Origin of the sequence: Gimesia aquarii (genome assembly GCF_007748175.1) — a bacterium.
GTDB lineage: Bacteria > Planctomycetota > Planctomycetia > Planctomycetales > Planctomycetaceae > Gimesia > Gimesia aquarii_A.
Genome location: NZ_CP037422.1, coordinates 5787387 through 5810565, shown reverse-complemented (window position 1 = coordinate 5810565; position 23179 = coordinate 5787387). Strand labels below are relative to the sequence as shown.

Annotated in this window: 16 protein-coding genes; 2 read left to right on the top strand and 14 right to left on the bottom strand. The window is 43.2% G+C overall.

Going from position 1 to position 23179, the window contains the following annotated elements; translation table 11 throughout:
- Positions 1-17: 17 nt before the first annotated feature.
- The 11 genes from V202x_RS22005 to nadA all read right to left on the bottom strand — a co-directional run bounded on the left by V202x_RS22005 (position 18) and on the right by nadA (position 17246).
- Positions 18-2774 carry a DUF1549 and DUF1553 domain-containing protein gene (locus V202x_RS22005; RefSeq protein ID WP_232098628.1) on the bottom strand — a complete coding sequence of 919 codons (2757 nt, stop codon included), beginning with the start codon at positions 2772-2774 and terminating at the stop codon, positions 18-20.
- A 50-nt stretch (positions 2775-2824) separates the two neighbouring features.
- Positions 2825-3508 carry a hypothetical protein gene (locus V202x_RS22000; protein ID WP_145178995.1) on the bottom strand — a complete coding sequence of 228 codons (684 nt, stop codon included), beginning with the start codon at positions 3506-3508 and terminating at the stop codon, positions 2825-2827.
- Complete coding sequence (locus tag V202x_RS21995; RefSeq protein ID WP_145178994.1) at positions 3508-4095, bottom strand: hypothetical protein; 588 nt, start codon at positions 4093-4095, stop codon at positions 3508-3510. Before V202x_RS21995 ends, V202x_RS22000 begins: the two co-directional genes overlap by 1 nt.
- A gap of 36 nt (positions 4096-4131) precedes the next feature.
- Positions 4132-4665, bottom strand: coding sequence for an RNA polymerase sigma factor (locus V202x_RS21990; RefSeq protein WP_197993039.1), 534 nt, complete (start codon positions 4663-4665; stop codon positions 4132-4134).
- A gap of 438 nt (positions 4666-5103) precedes the next feature.
- Positions 5104-6147, bottom strand: a complete 1044-nt coding sequence (locus V202x_RS21985) for an alpha/beta hydrolase (protein ID WP_145178992.1) — start codon at positions 6145-6147, stop codon at positions 5104-5106.
- 367 nt (positions 6148-6514) lie between these two features.
- The gene (locus V202x_RS21980) at positions 6515-8722 is read right to left on the bottom strand and encodes a molybdopterin oxidoreductase family protein (protein ID WP_145178991.1); all 2208 of its coding nucleotides are present in this window, start codon (positions 8720-8722) and stop codon (positions 6515-6517) included.
- 33 nt (positions 8723-8755) lie between these two features.
- Positions 8756-10501, bottom strand: a complete 1746-nt coding sequence (locus tag V202x_RS21975) for a DmsC/YnfH family molybdoenzyme membrane anchor subunit (RefSeq protein WP_145178990.1) — start codon at positions 10499-10501, stop codon at positions 8756-8758.
- A gap of 5 nt (positions 10502-10506) precedes the next feature.
- Positions 10507-11277 carry a ferredoxin reductase gene (locus V202x_RS21970; protein WP_197993038.1) on the bottom strand — a complete coding sequence of 257 codons (771 nt, stop codon included), beginning with the start codon at positions 11275-11277 and terminating at the stop codon, positions 10507-10509.
- Between the two features lie 14 nt (positions 11278-11291).
- Positions 11292-14267, bottom strand: coding sequence for a nitrite reductase large subunit NirB (gene nirB, locus V202x_RS21965; protein ID WP_145178986.1), 2976 nt, complete (start codon positions 14265-14267; stop codon positions 11292-11294).
- Positions 14268-14326: 59 nt separating this feature from the next.
- A complete protein-coding gene (locus V202x_RS21960) occupies positions 14327-15706 on the bottom strand; it encodes an MFS transporter (protein WP_145178984.1) in 1380 nt (459 codons plus the stop codon).
- 550 nt (positions 15707-16256) lie between these two features.
- Complete coding sequence (nadA, locus tag V202x_RS21955) at positions 16257-17246, bottom strand: quinolinate synthase NadA (RefSeq protein ID WP_145178983.1); 990 nt, start codon at positions 17244-17246, stop codon at positions 16257-16259.
- Positions 17247-17448: 202 nt separating this feature from the next.
- On the opposite strand from nadA, the gene V202x_RS21950 reads away from it, so the two are divergent.
- Positions 17449-18273 carry a PIG-L deacetylase family protein gene (locus V202x_RS21950; protein ID WP_145178981.1) on the top strand — a complete coding sequence of 275 codons (825 nt, stop codon included), beginning with the start codon at positions 17449-17451 and terminating at the stop codon, positions 18271-18273.
- 56 nt (positions 18274-18329) lie between these two features.
- On the opposite strand, the gene V202x_RS21945 is transcribed toward V202x_RS21950, so the two are convergent.
- A complete protein-coding gene (locus tag V202x_RS21945) occupies positions 18330-18743 on the bottom strand; it encodes a carboxypeptidase regulatory-like domain-containing protein (protein ID WP_145178980.1) in 414 nt (137 codons plus the stop codon).
- Between the two features lie 117 nt (positions 18744-18860).
- Entirely contained in the window at positions 18861-19799 is a 939-nt protein-coding gene (locus V202x_RS21940; protein ID WP_145178979.1) for a DUF1559 domain-containing protein, read from the bottom strand.
- A 422-nt stretch (positions 19800-20221) separates the two neighbouring features.
- Between V202x_RS21940 and V202x_RS21935 the strand changes: the two genes are divergently transcribed.
- Entirely contained in the window at positions 20222-21571 is a 1350-nt protein-coding gene (locus V202x_RS21935) for a c-type cytochrome (protein ID WP_145178977.1), read from the top strand.
- 30 nt (positions 21572-21601) lie between these two features.
- Here V202x_RS21935 and V202x_RS21930 read toward each other — a convergent pair whose 3' ends face one another.
- Positions 21602-22870, bottom strand: a complete 1269-nt coding sequence (locus tag V202x_RS21930) for a CPBP family intramembrane glutamic endopeptidase (RefSeq protein ID WP_145178975.1) — start codon at positions 22868-22870, stop codon at positions 21602-21604.
- Positions 22871-23179: the final 309 nt, after the last annotated feature.

The following is a 23179-nucleotide window of genomic DNA, read 5'->3' as shown; positions in this document are numbered from 1 at the left end:
TCAGTTTCAGAAATAAACTAGTGATTGAGCATGAATTCCTTTGTATTAAGTACTGCCCAAACAAGATCATAAATGCCTGCCATTTTGTCCTTGGATTCATCAAGATACTTTTTGGCAGCAGTTTTCTCTGCTTCAGTTGGATAACGACTCAAGCTTCTTAAATAAGTTCGAGTAATAATTTCTTCCGTTTTGTCTTCGGCAAGAGGTTGCTCAAAAGACTGAACGCGAACCGGAGTATTTTTCATCTTATTAGATGCTTGTTGAACTTTCCTTAGCTCTGTTTTCAAAGCCCGCAAGCGTTTTTGCGCCTGTTGTAGTTCTTTTTTCTTATTATTTTGTTTTTGTAATTTTGCAACCTGCTGTTTCGTCGATTTCGATTGTTCTTTGAGTTGATCAATTCGCTTATTGAATCGCTCTTTTCGTTCAGCCGGCTTTTGAACCGCCCCTAATTGCTGACCAACCTGGAATAACCAACTACCGTTAGAACGATTGATCGCTGAATAGACATCATTATCATTCTTGATATACATCGTCTGTAGTAAACTGGGATCGACTGAACGATCACAGTCGCAGTTACTTTCGCGTGTGGAGCGACCAAAAATCGTCAACGCATATTGCTTGTCTCTAATGGTACGATTGCGTACTCCAGACGCAGGGATTCCAATGGCACGCCCATCAACACTGTTTTTCATAGAGTCGATCGCATCATCCGAAGCAGTCGCCTGGTGAATTGCATCGTATAATACTTCAGCGGGTAAACGATGGGGGATGTAGTGACTAAAGTTGATTTCATCCAATTCATTTGTTTTGTTGGTTTTCCAACTACGCTGATAAGTATCGCTATTCGTGATTTGGCGATGCAGCCATTTCATATCAAAATCATGTCGAATAAACTCACGCGATAAATAATCAAGCAATGGTCCGTTACTGGGGGGATTTGCCAGATTTAAATCGTCAGGTGGCTCAATGATTCCTCGATTAAAGTAAGAAGCCCAGACACGGTTCACAAACGCTTTTGCAAAATAGGGATTATCTTCCCGACGTAACCATTCCATCAATGCAGTCCGAGGATCTTGCATTTGACTGATTTTCACGACTTCGGCCCCCAGTAATTTAGCTGTATCAGGACTCCGTGAATTATTGCGTCGTCTTTTCTTATTCTTATTTTTGTTATTGGTGCGTACAGGCCGTGCTTTTGTCACATAGACTTCCTGGAAGGGGACATTCTTCTTCCCTTTGACTTTTTTGTTCAGCTCACGGAGTAATTGATTGCCCCGTAATTTATTTGCACCGAGTTCTTTCACCATTGCGGTATATTCTGTCCGCGATTCCGGATTGACTCCAAAATTAACCCGTGTAAAGAAACCACGAAACTCTTTGAAGTCTGTTTGCGTCCACTGGTCGAAGGGATGCTTATGACACTGGGCACATTGAATTCGGATCCCCAGGAATGTATAAGCAAACCCTAAAACACGGTCATCAGGATTTCGAAAATTGCGTCTTGCCCAGTAATAGGGCATATGACCACGGTCAGCAAACTCCTTGTCAGATTTGTCCTGATAAATCGCATTCATCGCAGTCGTGAACTGCTCAAAGTTTTCTTGAGGTTCACGGCTGGTTGCCAGTAAGATTCCTTCGGTAATTTCGTCATAGCCAACGTTGTCCGCAACGCGTTTTTTGATCCAGTCGTACCAATCCTGACTGGGACGTTCCCGAACCGGAGACACATTGATTAAATCATCATAATTATTCTGGGTAAAGTCACATAATTTTGTAGTCCACCAGGCTGCATAGCCGGGAGATTCCAGTAGTTCATCAATCTTTTTAGATCGCTTGTCTGGTGAAGTGTCATTAACAAATGATTCAACTTCGTGTGGAGCCGGTAAAGTTCCAGAAAGGTCCAAACTGATGCGACGTAAAAATTCTGCATCAGTACATTTTTCCGCAGGCACCATACCTAATTTTTTCAACTTGTTAATGACATGTTTATCAACGGGAGTTGATGTTGCGATTTCAGGATATTTATTACCATATTGATCGGAAACAGGTCGAATTACAGGAATGGGAATGACGCCCGAATCGTAAAACGCAACGACGTGGGTATCGCCTGGTTTTTGTGCAGTAACTAAACCTTTTGGTGAAATTGTCGCGATCTGTTCGTTATTGGTTTGGAATCGACAAAGTGGAGTAACGTCTTCTTGAGTACCATCTGACCAGACTGCTACGGCACGTAACGCAACGGTCTCTCCCTCTTTATTGAATTGTATGGAATTCGGAGTAATCACAAGTCGCTCAAATTTCGGAGCTTCCTTCGGAACTCCCAATGCGCCACCTTCAATCCAACGAGTTAAGAGCTGGTGTTGCCAGCTACCCGCATCAAAACGTTTGCCACCTTCGTGGTCAATTTCTTCAAGAGGTTTTTGCAGGACTAAGCTTTTGACTGGTTCTTTGAGATCAATCCGCTCAACGTCTTCCGCGGTAATCTGTTTATGATCCATGATGAAGTCATAGCCAAACAGTGAGAGCCGAAAGTCGCCTTTACCTTGGAAGGAACCATGGCAAGCACGTCCGTTGCACCCGAGTTTTCCAAGCAGAGGAACAACATGCTGCTGGAATTGAGGGACTTCCTTGTTATCCGATTCAGCAAAACGCTGACTGACCGGTTTTTTGATTTGTGTGTCATTCGCCGCCTGAACCGTCGTCGTCAAAGCAACTAATGCCAGGATTCCGGCTACATATGTAGAATAATAATTTGTCATTTTGGTTGATTTCATAACACACCTTGTCATAAGGACGAAATATCGTCAGTCAAAAAGTAATCCGCTTACTTCTTGTTTTTATTTTTTTGTCCAGTTTTCTTGATACTACGATTTATTTTTTTAAACTCAGCATCAATATAGTCATCTCGGTTTTCTACAATTTCTGAGATTGATTTTTGAAGCTTTTCCACTCGTTTTTCAGCTTGTTTTTGATCGTATCGCAAGAGTTCCAGCTGAAGGTCGACTCGTTTTGTAATCAGATTTTTTAATTTTGATTTGTCTGTTGCACTTCCCATCACTGAAACCCGGGCAGCTAAAAGACGAATGCGAGAATCGACTTCCCAACGTTCCAAAGTCAGACGATAGCGTTCTGTATCCCTATTTTTGAAGCGTTCCAATTTGGTGCGTGTGTTGTCCAAATCACGAAGTGCTCGTTTATATTCACGTGGTTTATGTTTTTTGAGGCGTTGAATTAATTTTGCTAATTCAGGATGATGCTGCTTCGCAAATTCGAGTGCGAGTTTTTCCCGATTGGGACCAATACCAGTCGCAGCCTTCCGTTCTTTCGGAGTAGTAACAGGTTTTGTGAATGATTTCTTATTTTGCAAGCGTTCCGCGGTAACAGAAACCGTTCCCGTTTTTGCTGAGTCATCAGCATAAGTCAGACCTGCAAAGAGAACGATTACGCAGATCGGGATCACCGGTACAAAAGGATTAAAATAATGGATATTAAAACGTGCCAAAGACATCAATTCACACTTTCATCCGGAAGTGAGACCGCGGTATAAAGCCAGTCGGGAACTTCTAATGTATCAACTTCAGCCAGACTGGCTTGTTGATCAATCAAATCAATTTGAACAGTGTTCGAATTTGATGAGACAGTGGTGCTCCTACCTTCAGCAGATTCAGACCATAGATCAAGTAATTGTCCCAGATCATCTTGCGAAGGCTCAGTTTCAACGATTTGTGAGTTTGTCGTTGTCCAGTAGGGTGAAACGCTCAACAAATATGAAACCGAACATAGCAGAGCAACAGCACAACCCAGCAAGGTCCAGTATTGAACACGTGAAGAAGAGCCAGATCGAGGATCTAAAGCCGTCTGCTTTGACGTGACTGTTCCTGAGAGACTGACTGGTGTTGGTTCAATCGTTTTCAAACCCGCGATGAGCTGAGTGACAGTAGCTAAAGCTTCTCGGGCATCCTGTCTCTCGCCGAGTGATTCTTCAAACCGTTGTGAGTCCTGTTCAGAAAGCGCATTAGACACATATTGGAATGCTAACCACTCCAGATCATCTGGAGAATTATTTGGAACGAGGTTGCCTGACGAGTCACTCATGAAATACGTCTTAAAAATAGAATGTAAAAACTAAAATCAACGATTCTCTGCTGGATTATCAAGTTGTTTTGACAGGGTTTTGATTGCAATTCGCATACGCGTCAATACAGTACCTAGTGGAAGCTCATATTCTTGAGCAATCTCTTTGAATGTTTTATTTTGGTAGATCCTCGCGATCACTACTTCTTGTTGATTTTCGGGCAATTTACTCAGCGCTTGCCTGACTTGTTCAATATTCTCATTTTCTAAAAGTCGATGCTCTGGTTTTTCAGTCAAATAAACTGTCGTCGTATGACACAAATTTTTCAGCGATTTCCTGTCAATTTTACTCCGACGCAACAAAGCCATTGATTCGTGATAAGCAACTTTAAATAACCAACCTTTTCTGGTCTCTTCCTTTGACTGATTGCCTGATTGCAGTGCTTTGGAAAAAGTTAATTGAATTACTTCATCAACGAAATCGTGGTCGCGTAAGAGCCCCGTTAAAAAAGCGCGCAATTCGGCAGCATGCTGTTCAAATAATTGATGGACGATCTCGGGGGCGAGCTTGCCATCGTTACCGGTGGCCAATATCTACTCCCGTTCAATAACAAAACCGCGGCTTTTAGTAATAAGGATGCACGAACTGGCGAAATTATTTTCAGAATCTCCAGACTTTTCAAAAAAATGCCCTGAGAGGGATTCTCGCCATAAGTCACATCACTGCAATATGATACAACAGATCGACATAAGAAAATAATACACAATCTTCTATGAGATAGAGGATTGTTGCCACCATTATGTAAAAAAAGAGTTCCAGATTCGACTACGAAATTGGGGATTCTATGAGAATCTGCTTTCGATCAGAAAATTCTCGTTTAGAGAGTGGGACCAGCCAGGACTTTCTGGATCGGACCTTATGCATTTGAAATGCAAGCTTAAAGACCGGTCTTACGCAGACCTCATTTTGACAGGCGCCATCATTAAATTTTTAGTGCGAACCAAACATTCGCAAACTTTAACGGATCACTAGTGGCTCTCATTAAAATAAATTGCTGGCACAATGGTTTCCGCGATTTCTGGATGGCTATAGTAGTTTGGAAACATGTGGCCTGCGCCGACACACTTCGAAACATCGATATCATTCACGCGACTGAGACAATCACCAAGGGCGCGTCGATCAAGATAAGTGAAGCCGGTACGCGCTAATGCTCTGCGTGAAAACGTGGCAAGTACGGGATAGAAGAGAAGAACTCTGTCTTTTTTGTTTCGAAGGTTAACGAGGCACTCAATGCAGTTCAGACTGCAGCCGTAACGTTGCCCGGGATTTAACCAATTGTGATTAATAGCCGCGGCAGCGAATACTGCACGAATGCGTCGCGAGTGACAAGGGATACAAATCCCACATTCATTCAAAGAGAAGCCTTGAATCGAACCACCTCCAATTAAATGTAGAGTTGACGATACGATGCGAGCACCATGACTATGACCTAACAGGCTGATGTCGTACTGTTCAGGCAATTGGGAAATCAATTGTGCTAAATAATACCCATTATACTCAGCTCGCTTTCCAAGGATGTTGACATCGATTGGTAGTATCTTTGTAGGCATCTCACCGCTGGGCCATGTGAAGAAGATCACATTCAGCGGACGATTTGGAGCTGCGTTCCTCAGCCAAAAATAGGTGTTATACGAATCTGTTAGCGCTCCTTCCCACTTCACAAAGCTACCATGCACCATGATACAAATCGGAGCATTAGGATCTAACGATTGGACTAAAGTCTCAAATGAAGACTCTGTAACATTTCCTCCTCCACTGGAATGATAGACATCAAATTCACAGCATGGGCAACAGCAATTACTTTTCTGAACACAACAACGACTACTGACAACCCAGTAGTTGAGTTCAGTCACACAAGAAGTGCAATCCTGATACGGAACACATTGTTGTGCATCGCTAATGCAAGCCGGAGTTGAAGAAGCTTCCTGTGCATATAAGGGCATGGCACACAGGAGTAAACAGAAACAGTAGCATGCTTTCAGCTGCATGGATCGAGTTGTCAATAAATTCATTGGCCTGATTTATGCTATATTCCAAGGATGAGAGGGTTGAAATCATCTTGTCTCACATGCAGCGCGCACTCCTGATCTATGTTTGCTCAGAGTGCTTATGAGGAATATCGGTATTCTTCGGAATCCATTAGCGCAATTTAATACAAACTCCGATTTTACGGATTACGCCCCATCATTTCCTAAAGACAAACGAGAAAGCGGAGATTTGACTAAAGTCATTAGGAAGGATTCGAGTGCGATTAGGCATTTTTCGGCAAAGACAAGAAACTACCACTGAACAAAAATGAGTAGCATTGAGAATAATCAGGAATGTTGAAGGGGGCCGTATCCCAAGCTGGCTTGCATGACTTGATTTCTCAGAATTGATTCAATTTTTCAGTACACGAACGGCACAGCATTTATAAGAGGGCTGGCTCGAATAGGGATCGAAAACCGCATCAGTCAATTGATTGGTCTGTTCATAATGCATGGGAATAAAAATCTGGCCCGGCTGTACAGATTGTGTGATAAAAGCCTGTGCTTTGATACGCCCTCGCTGTGATTCCACAAAAATCCAGTCATTGGGTTTGATTGACAATTCACTTGCATCTTGTGGATTGAGTTCAACATAAATGCGCGCTGGGTAGAGTTTCCGCAACACGTCAGAATTTTTCGTCCTAGTTTGCGTGTGCCATTGTGAAGCTGTTCCTCGACCGGTCAACAAAATAAAAGGATATTGCTCATTTGGCGCTTCCGGCATTTTTGTTGGTTCGGAAAAAATCATTTTGGCACGGCCATTTTGATGATAGAACTGACCATCCTCAAATAATCGACGTTGTTGTTCTAAGGATTTGGTATCTGACTCAGGAAACGGCCATTGAATACCTCCCTGCTCTTCAATCGCTGCATAATCTTTAATACCGGAAATATCACATGGTTGTCCTTTTGTCAGCTGCTTCATCATTTGAAAGACATCCTCTGGTGATTTCCACTGCGAAAACATGTCAGCACAACCCCAGTATTGAGCGATCAATTTGAAAATCGAAAAATCAGACAAAGCCTGTCCTGGAGCACGTGTGACACGTTTGACACGGCTGATTCGACGTTCTGCATTAATAAACGTGCCCTCTTTCTCTCCCCAGGCAGCCGCTGGTAAGACCAAATTCGCATGACGGGCTGTTTCGGTAGTATGATACATGTCCTGTACCACGAGAAAATCCAACCGGTCTAAAATGTCACGTACCTGTCTCTGGTTAATCCATGAATGTGCTGGATTGGTGCAGATGACCCAAAGCCCTTTAATTTTACCGGCCAAAATTCCTTCAATGATCTTATGATATGGCCAACTGTTTTGAGTGGGAATACGATCAACTGGAATCGAAAGCGTTTCAGCAACTTTACTACGATGCTCTGCGTTGAGAAAATCATGTCCCCCCAACAGGTTGGTTGTGTTGCTAAATAGACGAGACCCCATGGCGTTACATTGGCCGGTAATCGAATTCGGTCCAGTTCCTGTTCTACCAATGTTCCCCGTCATCAAAGCCAGATTGATCAATGATTGAGCGGTGCGTACACCTTGATAACTTTGATTGACTCCCATGGTCCACCAGAAAGAAACCCGCTTTCCGGAATGAATGATTTCTGCAAAGTGTTCAATGGCAGTACGACTTAGTCCTGTCTCATTAGTAACCCGTTCGATTGTATAATCTTTGATATGCGCAGCAAATTCTTCAAAACCTTCCGTATGATTTTGAATAAACTCTTCAGCAAGGTGCCCTCTTTGGATAAGAATGTGCGCGATACCATAAAATAATGTCAGGTCTGATTTGGGATAAATCTGTAAGTGCTGAGTCGCCTGCATCGCCGTTTCGGTTTTTCGTGGATCAACAACCACTATTTCTGGTTCATGCGAATTTCGCATGACGCGTTCCCACATAATCGGATGCGCAATACAGGGATTAGCACCGATAAATACCAGTACGTCTGACTCTTCGAGATCCTGATACGTAAATGGCGGCGCGTCGAATCCGAATGATTGCTTATATGCGGTGACCGCCGAAGCCATACACTGTCGTGTATTTCCATCTCCATGAAGCATGCCCATGCCGAATTTAGCAAGCGCTCCTAAAAATGCCATTTCTTCAGTAACCATTTGGCCGGTACTCAAAAAGGCAACTGAATCTGTCCCATATTGCTGTTGGATGCCTTTGAATTTTCGCGTGAAGAGATTCAGGGCTGTGTCCCAATCGACCGGTTCCCAGTGATTGTGAGATTTTTTAATGAGAGGGCTAATGGCTCGGTCGGGAGATTTCAGCACAGACAATGCTTCCCAGCCTTTGGGACACGCCATCCCTAAATTGACGGGATATTCTGTGGTCGGAGTCACACAAACCCCTTCGCCGTCCTTCAGATGAATATTTAAATTACAACCTGTACCGCAAAACCCACAGACCATCTGAGTCATTGCATCAGGAGTGTTTTTTTCAGGAACTTTTCCTAGTCCAAATCCACCGGGAGAGAGCAATAACTCTCGCGTGAGGGGCCCTTCTTTTTGATGGATCAGATCACTGAGCCTTGATTGATTGATGATGGACATAAAATGAATTCCAGTAGGATTGTAAATGAACGCTTATCGTAATACTCCGGGCATTCGAGGAGCTGCCACCGCGGAGAAAAAAAGATATCTTTCCAATAATTCACCGAACAAACATGCAATAAATAATATGCTGACGGCTATGTAGAGATTTAAACTATGTTGCGGTTGTGTTTGCTGATTCAGTAAAAAGCAAGGCATCAAGATCCCTCCCAATAAACCACATGCAAAACGAGCGAGTGTCACATTTGACAATTGCCCACTCATCAATAATGCCGAACGCTTGAGTGGTGAGTTTTGCCGACGAATCAGATAACGAAATATCGAAGCTTCAAAACCAAGCTTGATGATTGATGTCAGAATCAATGCCTTGGAGAGAAGCGGCCCTGCTTGAGCGATCAATAGATTAGATTCTGGAGAGTCATCAGTCCAATTCACAATGAAAATCGTCAACCATGTCGAAGCAATTCCCAATAGAATCGTAGTGAGAGAAAACTTGATCGTGGTCGATTCAAAGCTCCAGAATTCACGTTTCGTAAATACATAGATCATAACCGAACAAAGGATTCCGACGATTCCAAATACACCAACTGATAGCCCTGTAAGCTGCTCCCAAGACTTTAGTTCTGGATAAGTTGAAGCTGAAATCCAAGTCAGAATCGCGTACAACATAGCCAGACCCGCGAAAACGCCAAAGGCAAGGATTTCTCGGCTTAACCAAGAGTGCTTTAATCCCAAAATACCTCTAAAAGCATAAAGTGGTCGTCCCAGGTGAAGTGTACTCGCTCCCAAAGCCAATAAACCAAACAACAACGCTTTTGTCGCATACAAGCGAGTCATAATATCAGTCTTTTCTCCACTGAAAAAATATTCCAGAGCAGATCCTGCAAGAAACGTGCCGACAGAAAGTTGAGTCAGTACCAGCATAATTACCAACGGTAGATGAGCATGCTGTGGGCTGATTGAATAATAATCTGCCGGTAATGTATTACGGGGAAACGGTTTTTTCGACTTGTAGGTTGTTGTGGGAATCGTAATCTGTGGATCAGGCGCCGCTGGTAGAAATTGGTTGACTTCCGAATCAGCGATGACTTGTTCCTGATTGACTACATTAATTGAAATCGCCTGATGAGGACACGCTTGCACGCAAGCGGGTGCTTCACCATCAGATAACCGCTGACTGCACATATCGCATTTCCGAACAATTCCTTTGTGGCTTTGGTATTTAGGAACATCGTAAGGACACGCTAATGTACAATACTGACAACCAAAACACTGGTCGTCCAGATGTTTCACAATTCCCGTCAGTGGATCTTTCTCATAAGCGTTTACCGGACAGGCATGCATACATGCCGGCTCCAGACAATGGTGACAAGCAGTGGTGACATGTTGATAAATCGGATCCTGATTCGACCCACCAATCAGTAAACCAACATCACGCCAGGTTTCGTTTTCATCAAGTCCATTGAGTGAATGGCAGGCTGTCACACACGCTTTACAGCCGGAACAGCGATCCAAATCCACCTCAAAAGCATATTGTTCCCCGGATTGTGGTAACGCTGAAGGAATCAGATCAGAATAGTATCTTGACTGAGCTGGTATTGCCTGAGCGTCATACTGTTTTGAGAATTGATCGATGGCAGTTAAAGATTGCTGTTCTTTCAAGAGAATCGTAATTAGATCTAATTCAGTACTACAGGCGGCATTACTTTGTAAATTCGACGAAGGATCATCAAAAGCGATTATTGGATTCTGGTTATCTCTACCGACGTCAAATGTCATATCTTTTATTGAGGCCTTCGTGTTTTATGAAATTGCTCGCTGTGAATTAATGTCTGTGGTACTCCAGCTTCCAAAAGTTGTTCTTCAAAATCCTGATTAAATCGGTTGGGACCACATAAAAAGAAACGAGACGCCAAAAGTTGAGAAACCTTTGATTGCATAAACTCAAAATTGAGATATCCACAATATCCCAACCAATGAGGAGCTGGTTGGGAAAGAGTCAAACAGTAATGGAAACCAGGCATTTGAGTGATTAGCTGTCGAGTTTCCTCATCAAAGATAATATCCTTATGGGTTCTGGCACCATAAAACAAGTAACAGAGTCTGTTTTGGTTTAGATCTTTTAAGTAACGCACAATACTCATCATCGGAGTGATTCCAATACCGGCACACAACAGCACAAGCGGTTCTCTATATTGCTCCTGGTCATAATAAAATCGTCCCAAAGGACCTTTTAACAATAGGCGGCATCCTGGACGAATCTGTTCAAAAAAATAATTTCCAACCTGTCCATGAGAATTGCGTTTAATTGTTAAGTCAATTTTTTCCGGCTGCAATGGTGATGAGCTTATTGAAAAGCTTCGCCAAACTTCGTTTCCATCAATGTTAAGGCAGACCTTGGCAAACATGCCTGGCTTATGAATCGGAAAAATCCCTTTGGAATTATCCAATCGAAAGGTCCGAACTTCATCTGCTTCCTGTACAACTTCAATTACTGACAGTGCTAAAAGTTGTTCGTCTTGTTTTTTTGAATTTTGTTGTTGAGATAATACCATTTGGTAACCTGTGCTTAGTGAGTGCCAGCACATTCTATTTGATTTAGTAATTCATCTAGTACTTTTTTCTCAGGGAGTTCCAAGTACACATTCTGCAACTCATCAACTCTTACTTTAAACACATTGACTGAATAATTCTGCTCACCACTCAAACAAGTCCCATTTTTCAGAGAAAATGTTTTTTTGTGTAAGGGACATGCCACTTTGGGAATGCCCTGAGTATCACCAATAATTCCGCGTGATAATACCATTGCCTGCTTATGTGGACACATTTGCTGGCAAGCATACCATTCACCACGACTGGTAAAATTAAACACTGCGATTTGTGAATTCCCATATCTTACAGTAGCACCACTATTCTCTGGGAAATCGCTTACAGTTCCTACATGGACCCACTCGCGTGGTTGTTCATCTAGTTGGGAATTATTATCTTCGACAGTTTTTTTCAACGGTTTGAGATCATCCATCGGAATAAAATCGGGAGCCCAGTCGACGGGGCGTTGCTGCCCACGTTGTGGAATCAATTCGATTGAGGGTTGGTGATCTTCGGTATTCACAAACTGGTTAAATAGTCTTCTTTTCTCAGGGTTATTAACGACTTCTTTCCATTCACAACGATAACTATCAACCAATGATTGCATCATGGCTTCGAGCTCTTCACAAATCCCCAATTTATCTTCGATGACAACTTCTTTTAAATAGTCAATTCCCCCTTCCAGTTTCTCCAGCCAGGCAGCAGTACGAGTTAGCTTATCCGCAGTCTGAATATAAAACATCAAAAATCGATCCAGATACTTAATACAAGTTTCTTCATCAAGATCTGATGCAAAAAGATCGGCATGTCGTGGTTTGGCACCGCCGTTCCCACAGATATAGAGATTATAACCATTTTCTGTCGCGATGAGCCCAAAATCTTTACTCTGTGCTTCCGCACATTCGCGAACACACCCCGAAACACCTCCTTTGATTTTGTGTGGAGCACGGACTCCGCGGTAGCGTTCTTCCAGTCGTATTGCGAATCCAACAGAGTCGCCCACTCCATAACGACACCAAGTTGTGCCAACACAGCTTTTGACAGTACGCAGCGCCTTACCATATGCGTGGCCGCTTTCAAATCCAGCGTCGATCAATTTTTCCCAGATCGCAGGCAGATCATGAACTTCCGCCCCGAATAAGTCAACGCGTTGTCCGCCGGTGATTTTCGTATAAAGGCCATATTCCTGAGCGACATTTCCCAGAACGATCAATTTGTCTGGAGTAATTTCGCCCCCGGGGACGCGAGGCACTACTGAATAGAGTCCACCGCGTTGCACATTCGCCAAAAAGCGGTCGTTCGTATCCTGTAAAAATGCATGGTCAACAACGTGCTCGTTCCATAAACTGGCAAGAATCGAGGCCACCGTCGGCTTACAGACTTCGCATCCCGCACCTGAACCACAGTCATCGAGAACTGCCTGAAATGTTTTGAGTTTTTTAATTTTAATAATATTGAGTAGTTCTGTTCGTGAAAATTCAAAATGCTCACACAGGTCATTGTTGACCGTAAGACCAGACGCTTCCATCTCTGCTTGAAATAGATCTGTCACCAGGGGCAAACATCCCCCACATCCACTCCCAGCTTTGGTACATGTTTTTACCTGATCTACTGAAGTCAGTTTTTCATCTTGAATTGCCGCGCAGATTTGCCCCTTTGTGACATTATTACAAGAACAGACCTGCCCTTCGTCTGGCATCTCTGCAATGCTACCTCCCGGAATGCCACTATTGGAGCCAACGACGAGTTCATGTGGGTTGCAAGGTAATACACCATCGGTCTTGGTCAGCATCGACAAATTGCCATAATCGGAAGCATCACCGATTAAGATGCCCCCCAAAAGTTTCGTCCCATCAGGATTAAAAACTAATTTTTTATAGACGCCTGCAAAAGGATCTTCAAATGTGAGGCTTTTCGTATATTTGGGATCGGCTTCATAATCACCAAAGCTGGCAACATCCACGCCCATCAACTTTAACTTAGTGGAAAGGTCGCTTCCCTCGAATTTTAGATCGATACTAGATAAGTGAGCTGCCGCCACCTCTGCCATTTGGTATCCAGGTGAAACGAGACCATACACCATTCCTGAATGTAAAGCGACTTCTCCTACAGCATATATGTCAGGATCTGAGGTCTGAAGAAAATCATTGACCAGGATTCCCCCTCGTTCTCCCACTTCGAGCCCACAGTCGCGCGCTAATTCATCGCGCGGACGAATGCCGGCTGAGACGATAATCATGTCAACATCCAACACTTCGCCATCCTGAAATCGAATCCCCGTCACTTTGGAATTTCCCAACACTTCATCAGTGGCTTTATTCAGATGGACCTGAACGCCCAACTCTTCAATTTTTTGGACTAGAATTTTTGAACCGGCGTCATCAATTTGTCGCGGCATTAAACGTGGAGCAAACTCCAATACATGTGTTTCCAGGCCCAAATCCAATGCTGCTTTTGCTGCTTCCAAGCCCAGGAGTCCACCTCCAATCACTGCTGCTCGCTTCGAATGTTTCGCGTAGTCTATGATCGCTTCCAAGTCGTTAATTGTACGATAAACAAAGACTCCTCGGTTTTTGATTCCAGGAACTTCTGGTACGAATGGATAGGACCCTGTTGCGATGATGACTTTATCATAAGGTATCTCAACACCCTTTTGGGAACGGACAATTTTAGTTTGTCGATCAATACTGACTGCCCGGTCTGCTAAATGGAGATCGATGTCATTTTCCGAATACCATTCTTGACGAGCCAGCATCAATTTTTCTGCATCATTATGAGCGAAAAATTGTGTTAATCCCACACGGTCATATGCAGCACGCGGTTCTTCACAGAATGTTACAATCTTAAATTGCTGTTGCTGGTCTTTCTCAACCAGTTGTTCACACAGCCGTAACCCCACCATACCGTTGCCAATGACAACCACATTCTTTTTTGGTTCAGAATTTCGTTGAATCACAGCGAATCCACCTTTTACTCAGAGCACTTCATTTGTTATTCGCAGAATCACATAAGCTTTTAATTACCTATGACTGTAGCAAGCTCTTTCTCTCCACTTCTGGCAGTCACTGCTAATTCATGAGCAAGTCGTACTTCTTCTTCGGTTTCTTCACTAAACCGCACAATGAAGGTTAAGAAGGAACAGCACGTCACAATCGCTCCAATAATAAACAAGGCAGTTGGCCAGGTAATTGCATGTGTTTTGAACAGAAAACCTGCTGCAACGGCCCCTGCATTTCCACCAGCTCCCACAATACCGGAAACGGCCCCCAACGCTTTGGGATTAATAAACGGAACCACAGAATAAGTGGCACCTTCGGACATTTGGACGAATAGGCTGAAGATAATGAGAGCGGGTAACGCCATCACAAGAATACTCATCTGTGAAAAGAGCATCAGGGCGATACCTTCGCAGAAAATCACAACAAATAACCACTTGACTCGTCCACTAAGCCCCCATTTTTCTCCAAACCGGTCACCAAATAGTCCCCCCAGAGTGCGGGCAAATATATTCATCAAACCAAACATACCAGCAAAAAGACCGGCCATTTTGATTGCATGTGCTGTTTCCATATCCTGGAAGTAATCAAAGTGGTCCAGAAAATAGAGTGCAGCGATATTGTTAATCGTAAGTTCAATTCCAAAGCAGGCACCGTAGATGACAAACAGAGCCCAAACTCGATGATCTTTACAGGCAGTCCAAAACTTTCCTTTGTTATTCGCTTTTTGAGGCAACTTCCCAGCAGCACGCAATTCTTTAAAATTTCCATCTGGTGCGTCTTGTGTCAAGAAGTAATAAGCAATACCCGTTAAAGCACAAATCAGACCAGCTACAAACATGGAAGCACGCCAACCTAAGGAATCACTGAATCCCAATACTCCGATAAACAGAGTGAATATGAGTGGCATCACAAGCTGTGTGACTCCCCCTCCCAGGTTTCCCCAGCCAGCAGAAGTTGCATTGGCAGTTCCGACACAATTCGGGGCAAACATAATTGAGGTGTGGTACTGAGTAATCACAAACGAAGCCCCAATCGCACCAATGGCAATTCGGAACATCAGAAAAGTGGTATAGTCGTGGGCAAATCCAATTCCCATCACAGGCAGAGAACCCAAAATCAAAAGCCATGTATAAGACAAACGCGGTCCAATTTGATCACAGAGCCAGCCGATAAAAAGCCGAGCGATGACAGTGATTGCAACAGATCCGATAATACACCAACCAACTTGCTCTTTTGTAAGCAGCATCTCTTCCCGAACCACCTTCATCAAGGGAGCAATACCAAACCAGGCGAAGAAGCAAAGAAAGAATGCAAACCAGGACATATGAAATGCGCGCATTTGCGGAGTCGAAAAATTGAACAGATTAATCCTGGTTGCTTTATTTTGAATTTCCATTTCCGTTGTGCTTTCCTTTTGCAGCTACTTTTGGAATTTTCAATCGTTTAACCATTGAGAAATATTGAACGAATCGATCAGAGATGAACGGCGCGCAAGGGTATCTCAATTCAAAGCAATAAAAGAATGAAAAGGCCTGCTATTGTTTGGCAAGTTTAAGGAGAGCGCCACACGAAGAACTTGCGATGATAGTTGATTCAGTCTGAGTTACTTTTGTAGATGTTCACTTTTATTTAATTTTTGTGACGGATTCTCTGTGAGCGCGGTAGAGATCATCCTGTTTCCACCTCAATAGATGCTAGACCCTATGAGATTTGATTTTATGAATGTTAAGGAAAGGCAAAGAATGTGCCAAAAAATAAGTCAACTAACCTAATAAAAGAAGTCTCACCCAAGCTGAAATGGAATAACGTCAAATTATAATAGAAAAACGTCTTTTTCTATTGGGCAAAAATATTAATCCTGCAGATGACATGAAGAATTTTATGCAAGAAATGAGCGAGTTGCCTAGAAAAGTAGCACATTTAGAAGGCAAATACCGCAGTCTGACTTATTGAAGCAAGCTGCGTTGCAAGACTTCTTTAGCCTGATCAAAATAAGGCTGCCATTCGATCTCTGGCTTGCCGTATTTCAAGCAGTCCCGGACTTTCTGTAATGTATTGAGAGCCATGTGTGGACAGCGATTGCAGGCGCAAGTTTCACCTGACGAAGAAATAATTCCTGGAACCGGAATATAAGTATGATGTGGTGCCGATTTTTCCAGTGGGTGAATCATGTTCGCTTCGGTGGCAATTAAAAAAGTGCCCGGTTCTTTAATAGACATCACGTATTGCCGCAGTTTTTCTGTCCCCCCAATGAAATCAGAGACTTCCAGAATCTTATGTGGACATTCCGGATGCGCCAGCACAAGGGAACCAGGATTGTTCTTTTTGGCACGCAATAGATCTTGCACGCTGAAGATTTCATGCACCATACAGGAACCTGGCCAGAGAATCATTTCCCGTCCCGTAACTTCCATTAAGTAACGTCCAAGATGTTGATCTGGTACGAATAAGATTTCTTTCCCTCGGGGTACACGGTCAATGATTTCACGTGCATTACCACTGGTGACAATCCAGTCACAGAGACTTTTTACTTTGGCGCTTGTGTTAATATAGGCAACTGTTTCGAAATCGCGGCCTTCTGCCCTCAGTTTTTTTTGAAATGCATCCAAGTCACCAAACTGACAGCTTTCGGCCAGAGAACAACCCGCATTAAGATCCGGCAAAAGTACTTTCTTTTCTGGGCTCAGAATTTTGGTCGATTCCGCCATGAAATGGACACCTGAGAAAACAATGGTCGAAGTTTTGACCGTCACAGCATCACGAGCCAGTTTCAGGCTATCGCCTGTAAAGTCAGCGATTTCCTGTATTTCACCGTCTATGTAAAAGTGTGCTAATAGTGTGGCATCTTTTTCTTTTTTGAGCTCTTCGATTTCATCCATCAGATCAAGGGGATCTTCATAGACTTCTTCACTCTTATCCATCATGGGCAATGACATCTGCTCATACCTTCAGTTAAGCAACCATTCAATTTTCTGTATCTGATTGACACGCTCGACAGGTCGTGTGTTCAATACCATTATTGAACTCATACTAGTGAATTTAAAGTACTTTATGTACAACTAATATGATTTGATTACATGACCACGATCCTGGATCATGTTTGTAATTCTATCTAACAATATGAAGGTTTAGAACTCTATGGCAGATCAATCGTTACGAATCCTGGTTTTTGGTGCTCATCCAGATGATTGCGATATCAAAGCGGGGGGAACTGCGTCTTTATATCAACAGGCAGGTCATACTGTGAAGTTTGTGAGTGTGACGAACGGAGAATCTGGGCATCAAAGACTTTCAGGGACCGAACTAGCCGAGATTCGTCGGGCTGAGGCTACAGCGGCCGGACAAGCGCTCGGACTAGAATATCAAGTCCTGGGAAATCGAGATGGCTATTTACAACCGACCATTGAAGCGCGTTTTGAAATCATTCGTCTGATTCGCCAATTTGATCCCGATCTAATTTTGACACATCGCCCGAATGATTATCATCCTGACCACCGTTATACATCACAGTTGGTTTGTGATGCTGCTTATATGGTAACAGTTCCGCCGATTGTTCCCGATGTCCCTGCGTTACGAAAAAACCCGGTGATTGCATATCTCTCAGATCATTTTACACGTCCCTACCCTTTCACTCCTACAGTTGTGGTCGATGTAGAGCCTGTGTGGGACAAGTTGATTGACGCGCTCGATTGCCATCGTTCCCAGTTTTATGACTGGTTGCCATATAATCATTTTCACGAACATGAAGTGCCCGCCGATCCATCAGAACGAAAAGCCTGGTTAAGTGGCAAAATACGAGAGCGAATCGAACCGTTGGCCGATCAGCATCGTGATTTAATCATCGAAACTTATGGCAAAAAACGTGGTCAGGAGATCCAACTCATCGAAGCATTCGAGCCGTGTGAATATGGATCTCCTTTAACACAGAAAAACGTCAAAACGTTGTTTCCATTTTTGCCTTAGGGATTAATTCATAGAATCGTGATTATGTGAAGCTATTCAAATAAACTGAATTCTCATTATTTTTTTTGATGAAGATCAAATGTAAATTCATTTTCGCCTTCAGTAACCACTGCTTCTAATCCCGATGTCAGCGGATTACTATACTTTTCCGGAATCAGAGATTTCCTTTGTGCACCAGCGGCATACTCTTCGACAGATGGATCGTTTTCAAAAGCTGTGATGACGACCGTATAGTTCCCAGGTAATACACCATCTCCCTCTTCAAAGGTTGATAACTGGACACGACCATTCTCATCAATCTGACCAATGGCAGGGCGATTCAAAGTTCCTTCACCTCTTGATTTTGACTGAAAAGTAACCGTCCCTTTTGACAACGGTTTTCCGTCAAGCGTGACGAGCCCCGAGACCAGAACTGTTTCAGGCTTTTCGTTTCCACCGCATCCCACCAACAGGACAGAAAGAAATGGCACTATGAAAAAAGAACACTTCAGTATTTGTAAGCGAGATCCTTGATGCTTCATGAAATGATATCTCTCCGCAAAATTCATAATAAATTTCCAGACATCTCACATACCCAGGTGTTTTGGTCAAAACTCACCTAGTGGTTGCTTATCATTTTTATCTCCCAGGTAGTTCCACGTTGCGTAATCAATGTTCTCACTAACAAACCGCACACTACCATCTGCCAGACACATATGAACTCCACCGACATGGTTGCTCATATAGCCCCCCATATGGGCATAGCAGGTATCGACTCGTGCATCTCTGGACTTGGGACAGGCTGTATAGGTTTTGAAATAGTTAGGAGGAGGATTCGTCGTGCCGATATGCATATGCGATGCAAAATACATATTGAATGAGCTATAGATTGGTAACACTTCTCCGATCAAAAATGTATTCGTCGTGCCATCAGTACAATCTTTGAATTTGTAAGAAATACGACCACCGTTAAACATTCCGGGAGCTTCAACACTTGCACGTGCTCCTCCGGTACTCTTGCAGTTGATATTAGGCGTTAGTGCTGGAATGGGGCAAATATTCATATGTAACGGCCCTGCACAGAGTTTATAATTGGCCCCAAGTGAGTTGCCCGCACCTGGTGTATAACCTGCCTCGCGTGAGTTTGGGTAAAGTCCACTCTCAGGATCGGAGGGGCACATCAAAACCCCTGTTTTCCAGTCGTTAAGTGCTGCCGGATTTGGCCCTTGGTGATTCGGCACTGAAAAGTCAATCTGATTATAAAGTGTCGAATGTTCGATAAACGGTAACAACGATTCGAGCCAGGTATGACAATGGGCAATTCCAGAAGATCCACTGCAATACGCAGCAGCCGGGAGAACACTGTGTGTCTCGTGATAATTGTGAAGCGCAATCCCCAGTTGTTTTAAATTGTTTTTACATTGAGATCTTCGAGCTGCTTCGCGTGCCTGTTGGACAGCTGGCAATAGCAGTGCGATTAAAATGGCTATGATGGCAATGACCACGAGTAATTCAATCAGCGTGAAACCACGTAAGTGCTTTCTCATCAATATATCTCCCAGGGAAAAGTAAATATAATTCCTAGGTAAAAACCAATAGACCCCTCAAAAAAAGAGAAATATCACCTAGATAAAAACAGGGATTAAATCGAAGGAAATTCCACTATTTGAGAATATACTCCCGCTTAGATTCTCCTTTGAGATGAAGAAATCCCCTCAAAATCTGGAATAATTATTAACTTTTGGTGAAATTCATCCATAAACCAGCTACTCAATAATGAGACTGAATATTTAAGGTTCTGCTCGCCTTTTTGCTCACTGGTACTAAAATAAGAAACCGACCGAAATGCTAAACGAGGATCGCTTTACTCTCTCCGGAACTCGCTTAGCTTTGTTTAAAAGTGGCAACTACCGTATGATTGAATGTGTCATTTCAATTTAGCTAATTTGAATTTCTAAAGAGAAAACCAATGCGACTTCTATGCATTTTCATTTGCATTTTTCAGACATTATTGAGTTGCTCACTTCCAATATCTGCGGAAGAATCTTCAGTCGATCGGGGATACCGGTTCTTAACGTCAAAAGCGTACTTACCACCTGATTTTGATCAAGCAGTCTTTGACGATCTCTGGAAAGTCTGGCCAGAGGAATTAAAAGAGAAAGCAGAAAAGGCATCACCCGCAGCACGCCGCAAGATGATCTATTCCTATTATGGAATCATGGAACGCCCTGATTCGAAGTCCGCTCCATTAGGCTATGTCGTGACTCCTCAACAAAAATGGGTGATGAACTGTTTTACTTGTCATGGAGGAAAAGTTGCTGGCTCTGTAATTCCCGGTGCGCCCAATAGCCACGTCGCATTACACACACTCACGGAAGATGTCAGCAAAGTGAAACTTCAGCAACTCAAGAAATTGAGCCATCTGGACATGGCTGCGCTGGGCATGCCATTGGGAACGACACATGGAACCACTAACTCGGTGATCTTTGGAGTCATTCTTGATTCACTCCGTGACCCTGAGATGAATTTTGACAAAAGCCGTTCGATTCCTCAATTATTACACCATGATATGGATCCCCCTGCCTGGTGGAATGTGAAACGAAAACAGAAAATTTACACCGATGCCTTCGTCACAAAAAATCATAGGGTATTGATGCAGTTCATTCTGGTGCCACAAAATAATGCAAGTGAAATTAAAAACTGGGAATCCGATTTTGCTGACATTCTAGCTTACATTGAGTCATTAGAGGCCCCCCACTATCGCTGGGACATCGACAAGCAACTTGCCCAACAAGGAAAGAAAATCTTTAATCATCACTGTGCGCGCTGCCATGGAACTTATGGCGACAACTCTACCTATCCAGAGAAAACGATACCAATTGCTGATTTGCAAACTGATTCGGCGCGATTGAATTCATTACCGGTTGCGTATCGTGCCGCTTTAAATCAGAGCTGGCTTTCCCGCTTCGGAAAAGATCCAGTTGTTGAAGCACCAGGAGGATATGTTGCGCCTCCACTGAATGGTGTTTGGGCTTCTGCCCCTTATTTTCACAATGGTTCGGTGCCAACTTTGTGGCATGTATTGCATCCTGAAGAACGTCCTCAAGTTTGGAAACGTACGGAAAATGGATATGACATCAACAAAGTTGGTTTAGAAATCAAATCGTTTCCAATGCTTCCAGAAAAGTTATCCAAAATGGAAAAACGGACCTATTTTGATACAACACAATTTGGGAAATCGGCGAGTGGACATTATTATCCGAACGATTTAGATCAGGCTGAAAAACAAGCAGTTTTGGAATATTTAAAAACGCTCTAAAATCTTTAAACTGCTTATCTGGATTAGAGATTATTCGATTCCAAAGATTTGTACCATGCCAAGAAACACCAGAAAGAGCGCAGCCATATAATAATAGATTCCGTAAGTGATTTTATCTCGTTGCAGCGTGATGCTTGTATCTGGCGGTGGGCTTTCGTTTGAAACGTATCCCGGGGTCCACACCTCACCATTTTCTTTACGATATTGCGAACGTGTTTTCCATAAATAAAAGCAAACAACGGCGATAAACAGGCTGGCAGATAAAGTTATCATGGGATGGACGGCCTGTGTTTCGTCACCTAATTTTGCCGCTTCTTCTGGTAGAGAGGTCGCAAGCTTCGCCATGGATACCGCAAACGCATTATTCAAAAAATGCACCAGAATGGGAGCCCAAAAGCTGCGCGTGACGTAGTAAACATAATGCATAAACATACCCAACGGTATGACAGCGACAATATGTGCCGGATGCGCATGAACCATTCCAAACATTATGGAAGTAATCAGAATTCCAGGGATTAATCCCCAACGTGCCAGAAGTCCATGGCCAATCGCACCCCGAAAAACCAACTCCTCGCCAATCGCAGGAAAAACAGCAATTACAATGACTAGTGCCCACAGTGGACTGTTTTCGGCCATCTGCTTTACCGCTTCCATCGTATTCATTTCATCGAACTGTTTTAACACTGGCCACTGATCAGCAAAGAGACTCCAAACATCAAAAGTGACCCGATAAAGTTCTCCTGAAATCAAAGAGAGTGGAAGAACTGTAATGAAAAACAATAAGCCAGTAGAAAAGGCAAATGGTTGCAAGTTTAATTTTGCAAAAGTACCTCTCCCCAAACGTAATCCGACTGCCGCCATGACAATCAAAACAAAGACACCTTGTTCGACTCCCGCTAACTCGAGAACATGATCTTCAAGAAACTGCTTAAATTGATTACTTATTTCCTGGGGCTTCGGTCCTACTTTTGATGTAGTAATCAGATAAACAAACACACCAACGATAAATACCAGACCACCTGCGAAATGCGCGCCAATGACACCGAACATCCAGCCAATTGATTCCAATAACCCGGGACCCGGCGGGTGTACTTTCACTGGCGTTTCCAGGTCAGGTGCAGCTTGGTCATCGGCCAGCCAGACGATTTGCTCTTCCTCATCATTGACAACCTGTTCAACGACTTCAGAAAAGTCTTGAGACTCTGGACTTTGATTATTGCTCTCAGGTACATTGTTCTGAGCCAAATTGGTTTTTTTCGATTCGGACTCATCGGCAGGTGTATTTTCAGAATCAGTCATAACGATATTCTGTTTCTGGCTAATAATGTCCTTACTGACGTGAAAGAACAACAAGACGTTTTGATGTAACTTATTTTTTTCAAATATTTTATGTCACGAAAACCATTTCGGATGGAACTTCAATGGCTTTGCTGCAGTCTATGTTTATATAGTCTCGGTTAAGAAGTGCGAACTCATGTTTTTTTCAGGAAATTCGGGATTCATTCCAAATAATCTGAACTTCCAAGCGAATCATAAAGAACAACACCCCCATCTCAAGGAAACCAGTTATCGCTTTTACCTCAAATTCAGGTATGATATTTAGCAGGG

Bases quoted from the DNA above. Each gene is read 5' to 3' on its own strand.
- V202x_RS22005 (WP_232098628.1), bottom strand. From the start codon at position 2,774: ATGAAATCAACCAAAATGACAAATTATTATTCTACATATGTAGCCGGA.
- V202x_RS22000 (WP_145178995.1), bottom strand. From the start codon at position 3,508: ATGTCTTTGGCACGTTTTAATATCCATTATTTTAATCCTTTTGTACCG.
- V202x_RS21995 (WP_145178994.1), bottom strand. From the start codon at position 4,095: ATGAGTGACTCGTCAGGCAACCTCGTTCCAAATAATTCTCCAGATGAT.
- V202x_RS21985 (WP_145178992.1), bottom strand. From the start codon at position 6,147: ATGAATTTATTGACAACTCGATCCATGCAGCTGAAAGCATGCTACTGT.
- V202x_RS21980 (WP_145178991.1), bottom strand. From the start codon at position 8,722: ATGTCCATCATCAATCAATCAAGGCTCAGTGATCTGATCCATCAAAAA.
- V202x_RS21975 (WP_145178990.1), bottom strand. From the start codon at position 10,501: ATGACATTTGACGTCGGTAGAGATAACCAGAATCCAATAATCGCTTTT.
- V202x_RS21970 (WP_197993038.1), bottom strand. From the start codon at position 11,277: ATGGTATTATCTCAACAACAAAATTCAAAAAAACAAGACGAACAACTT.
- V202x_RS21960 (WP_145178984.1), bottom strand. From the start codon at position 15,706: ATGGAAATTCAAAATAAAGCAACCAGGATTAATCTGTTCAATTTTTCG.
- nadA (WP_145178983.1), bottom strand. From the start codon at position 17,246: ATGTCATTGCCCATGATGGATAAGAGTGAAGAAGTCTATGAAGATCCC.
- V202x_RS21950 (WP_145178981.1), top strand. From the start codon at position 17,449: ATGGCAGATCAATCGTTACGAATCCTGGTTTTTGGTGCTCATCCAGAT.
- V202x_RS21940 (WP_145178979.1), bottom strand. From the start codon at position 19,799: ATGAGAAAGCACTTACGTGGTTTCACGCTGATTGAATTACTCGTGGTC.
- V202x_RS21935 (WP_145178977.1), top strand. From the start codon at position 20,222: ATGCGACTTCTATGCATTTTCATTTGCATTTTTCAGACATTATTGAGT.
- V202x_RS21930 (WP_145178975.1), bottom strand. From the start codon at position 22,870: ATGACTGATTCTGAAAATACACCTGCCGATGAGTCCGAATCGAAAAAA.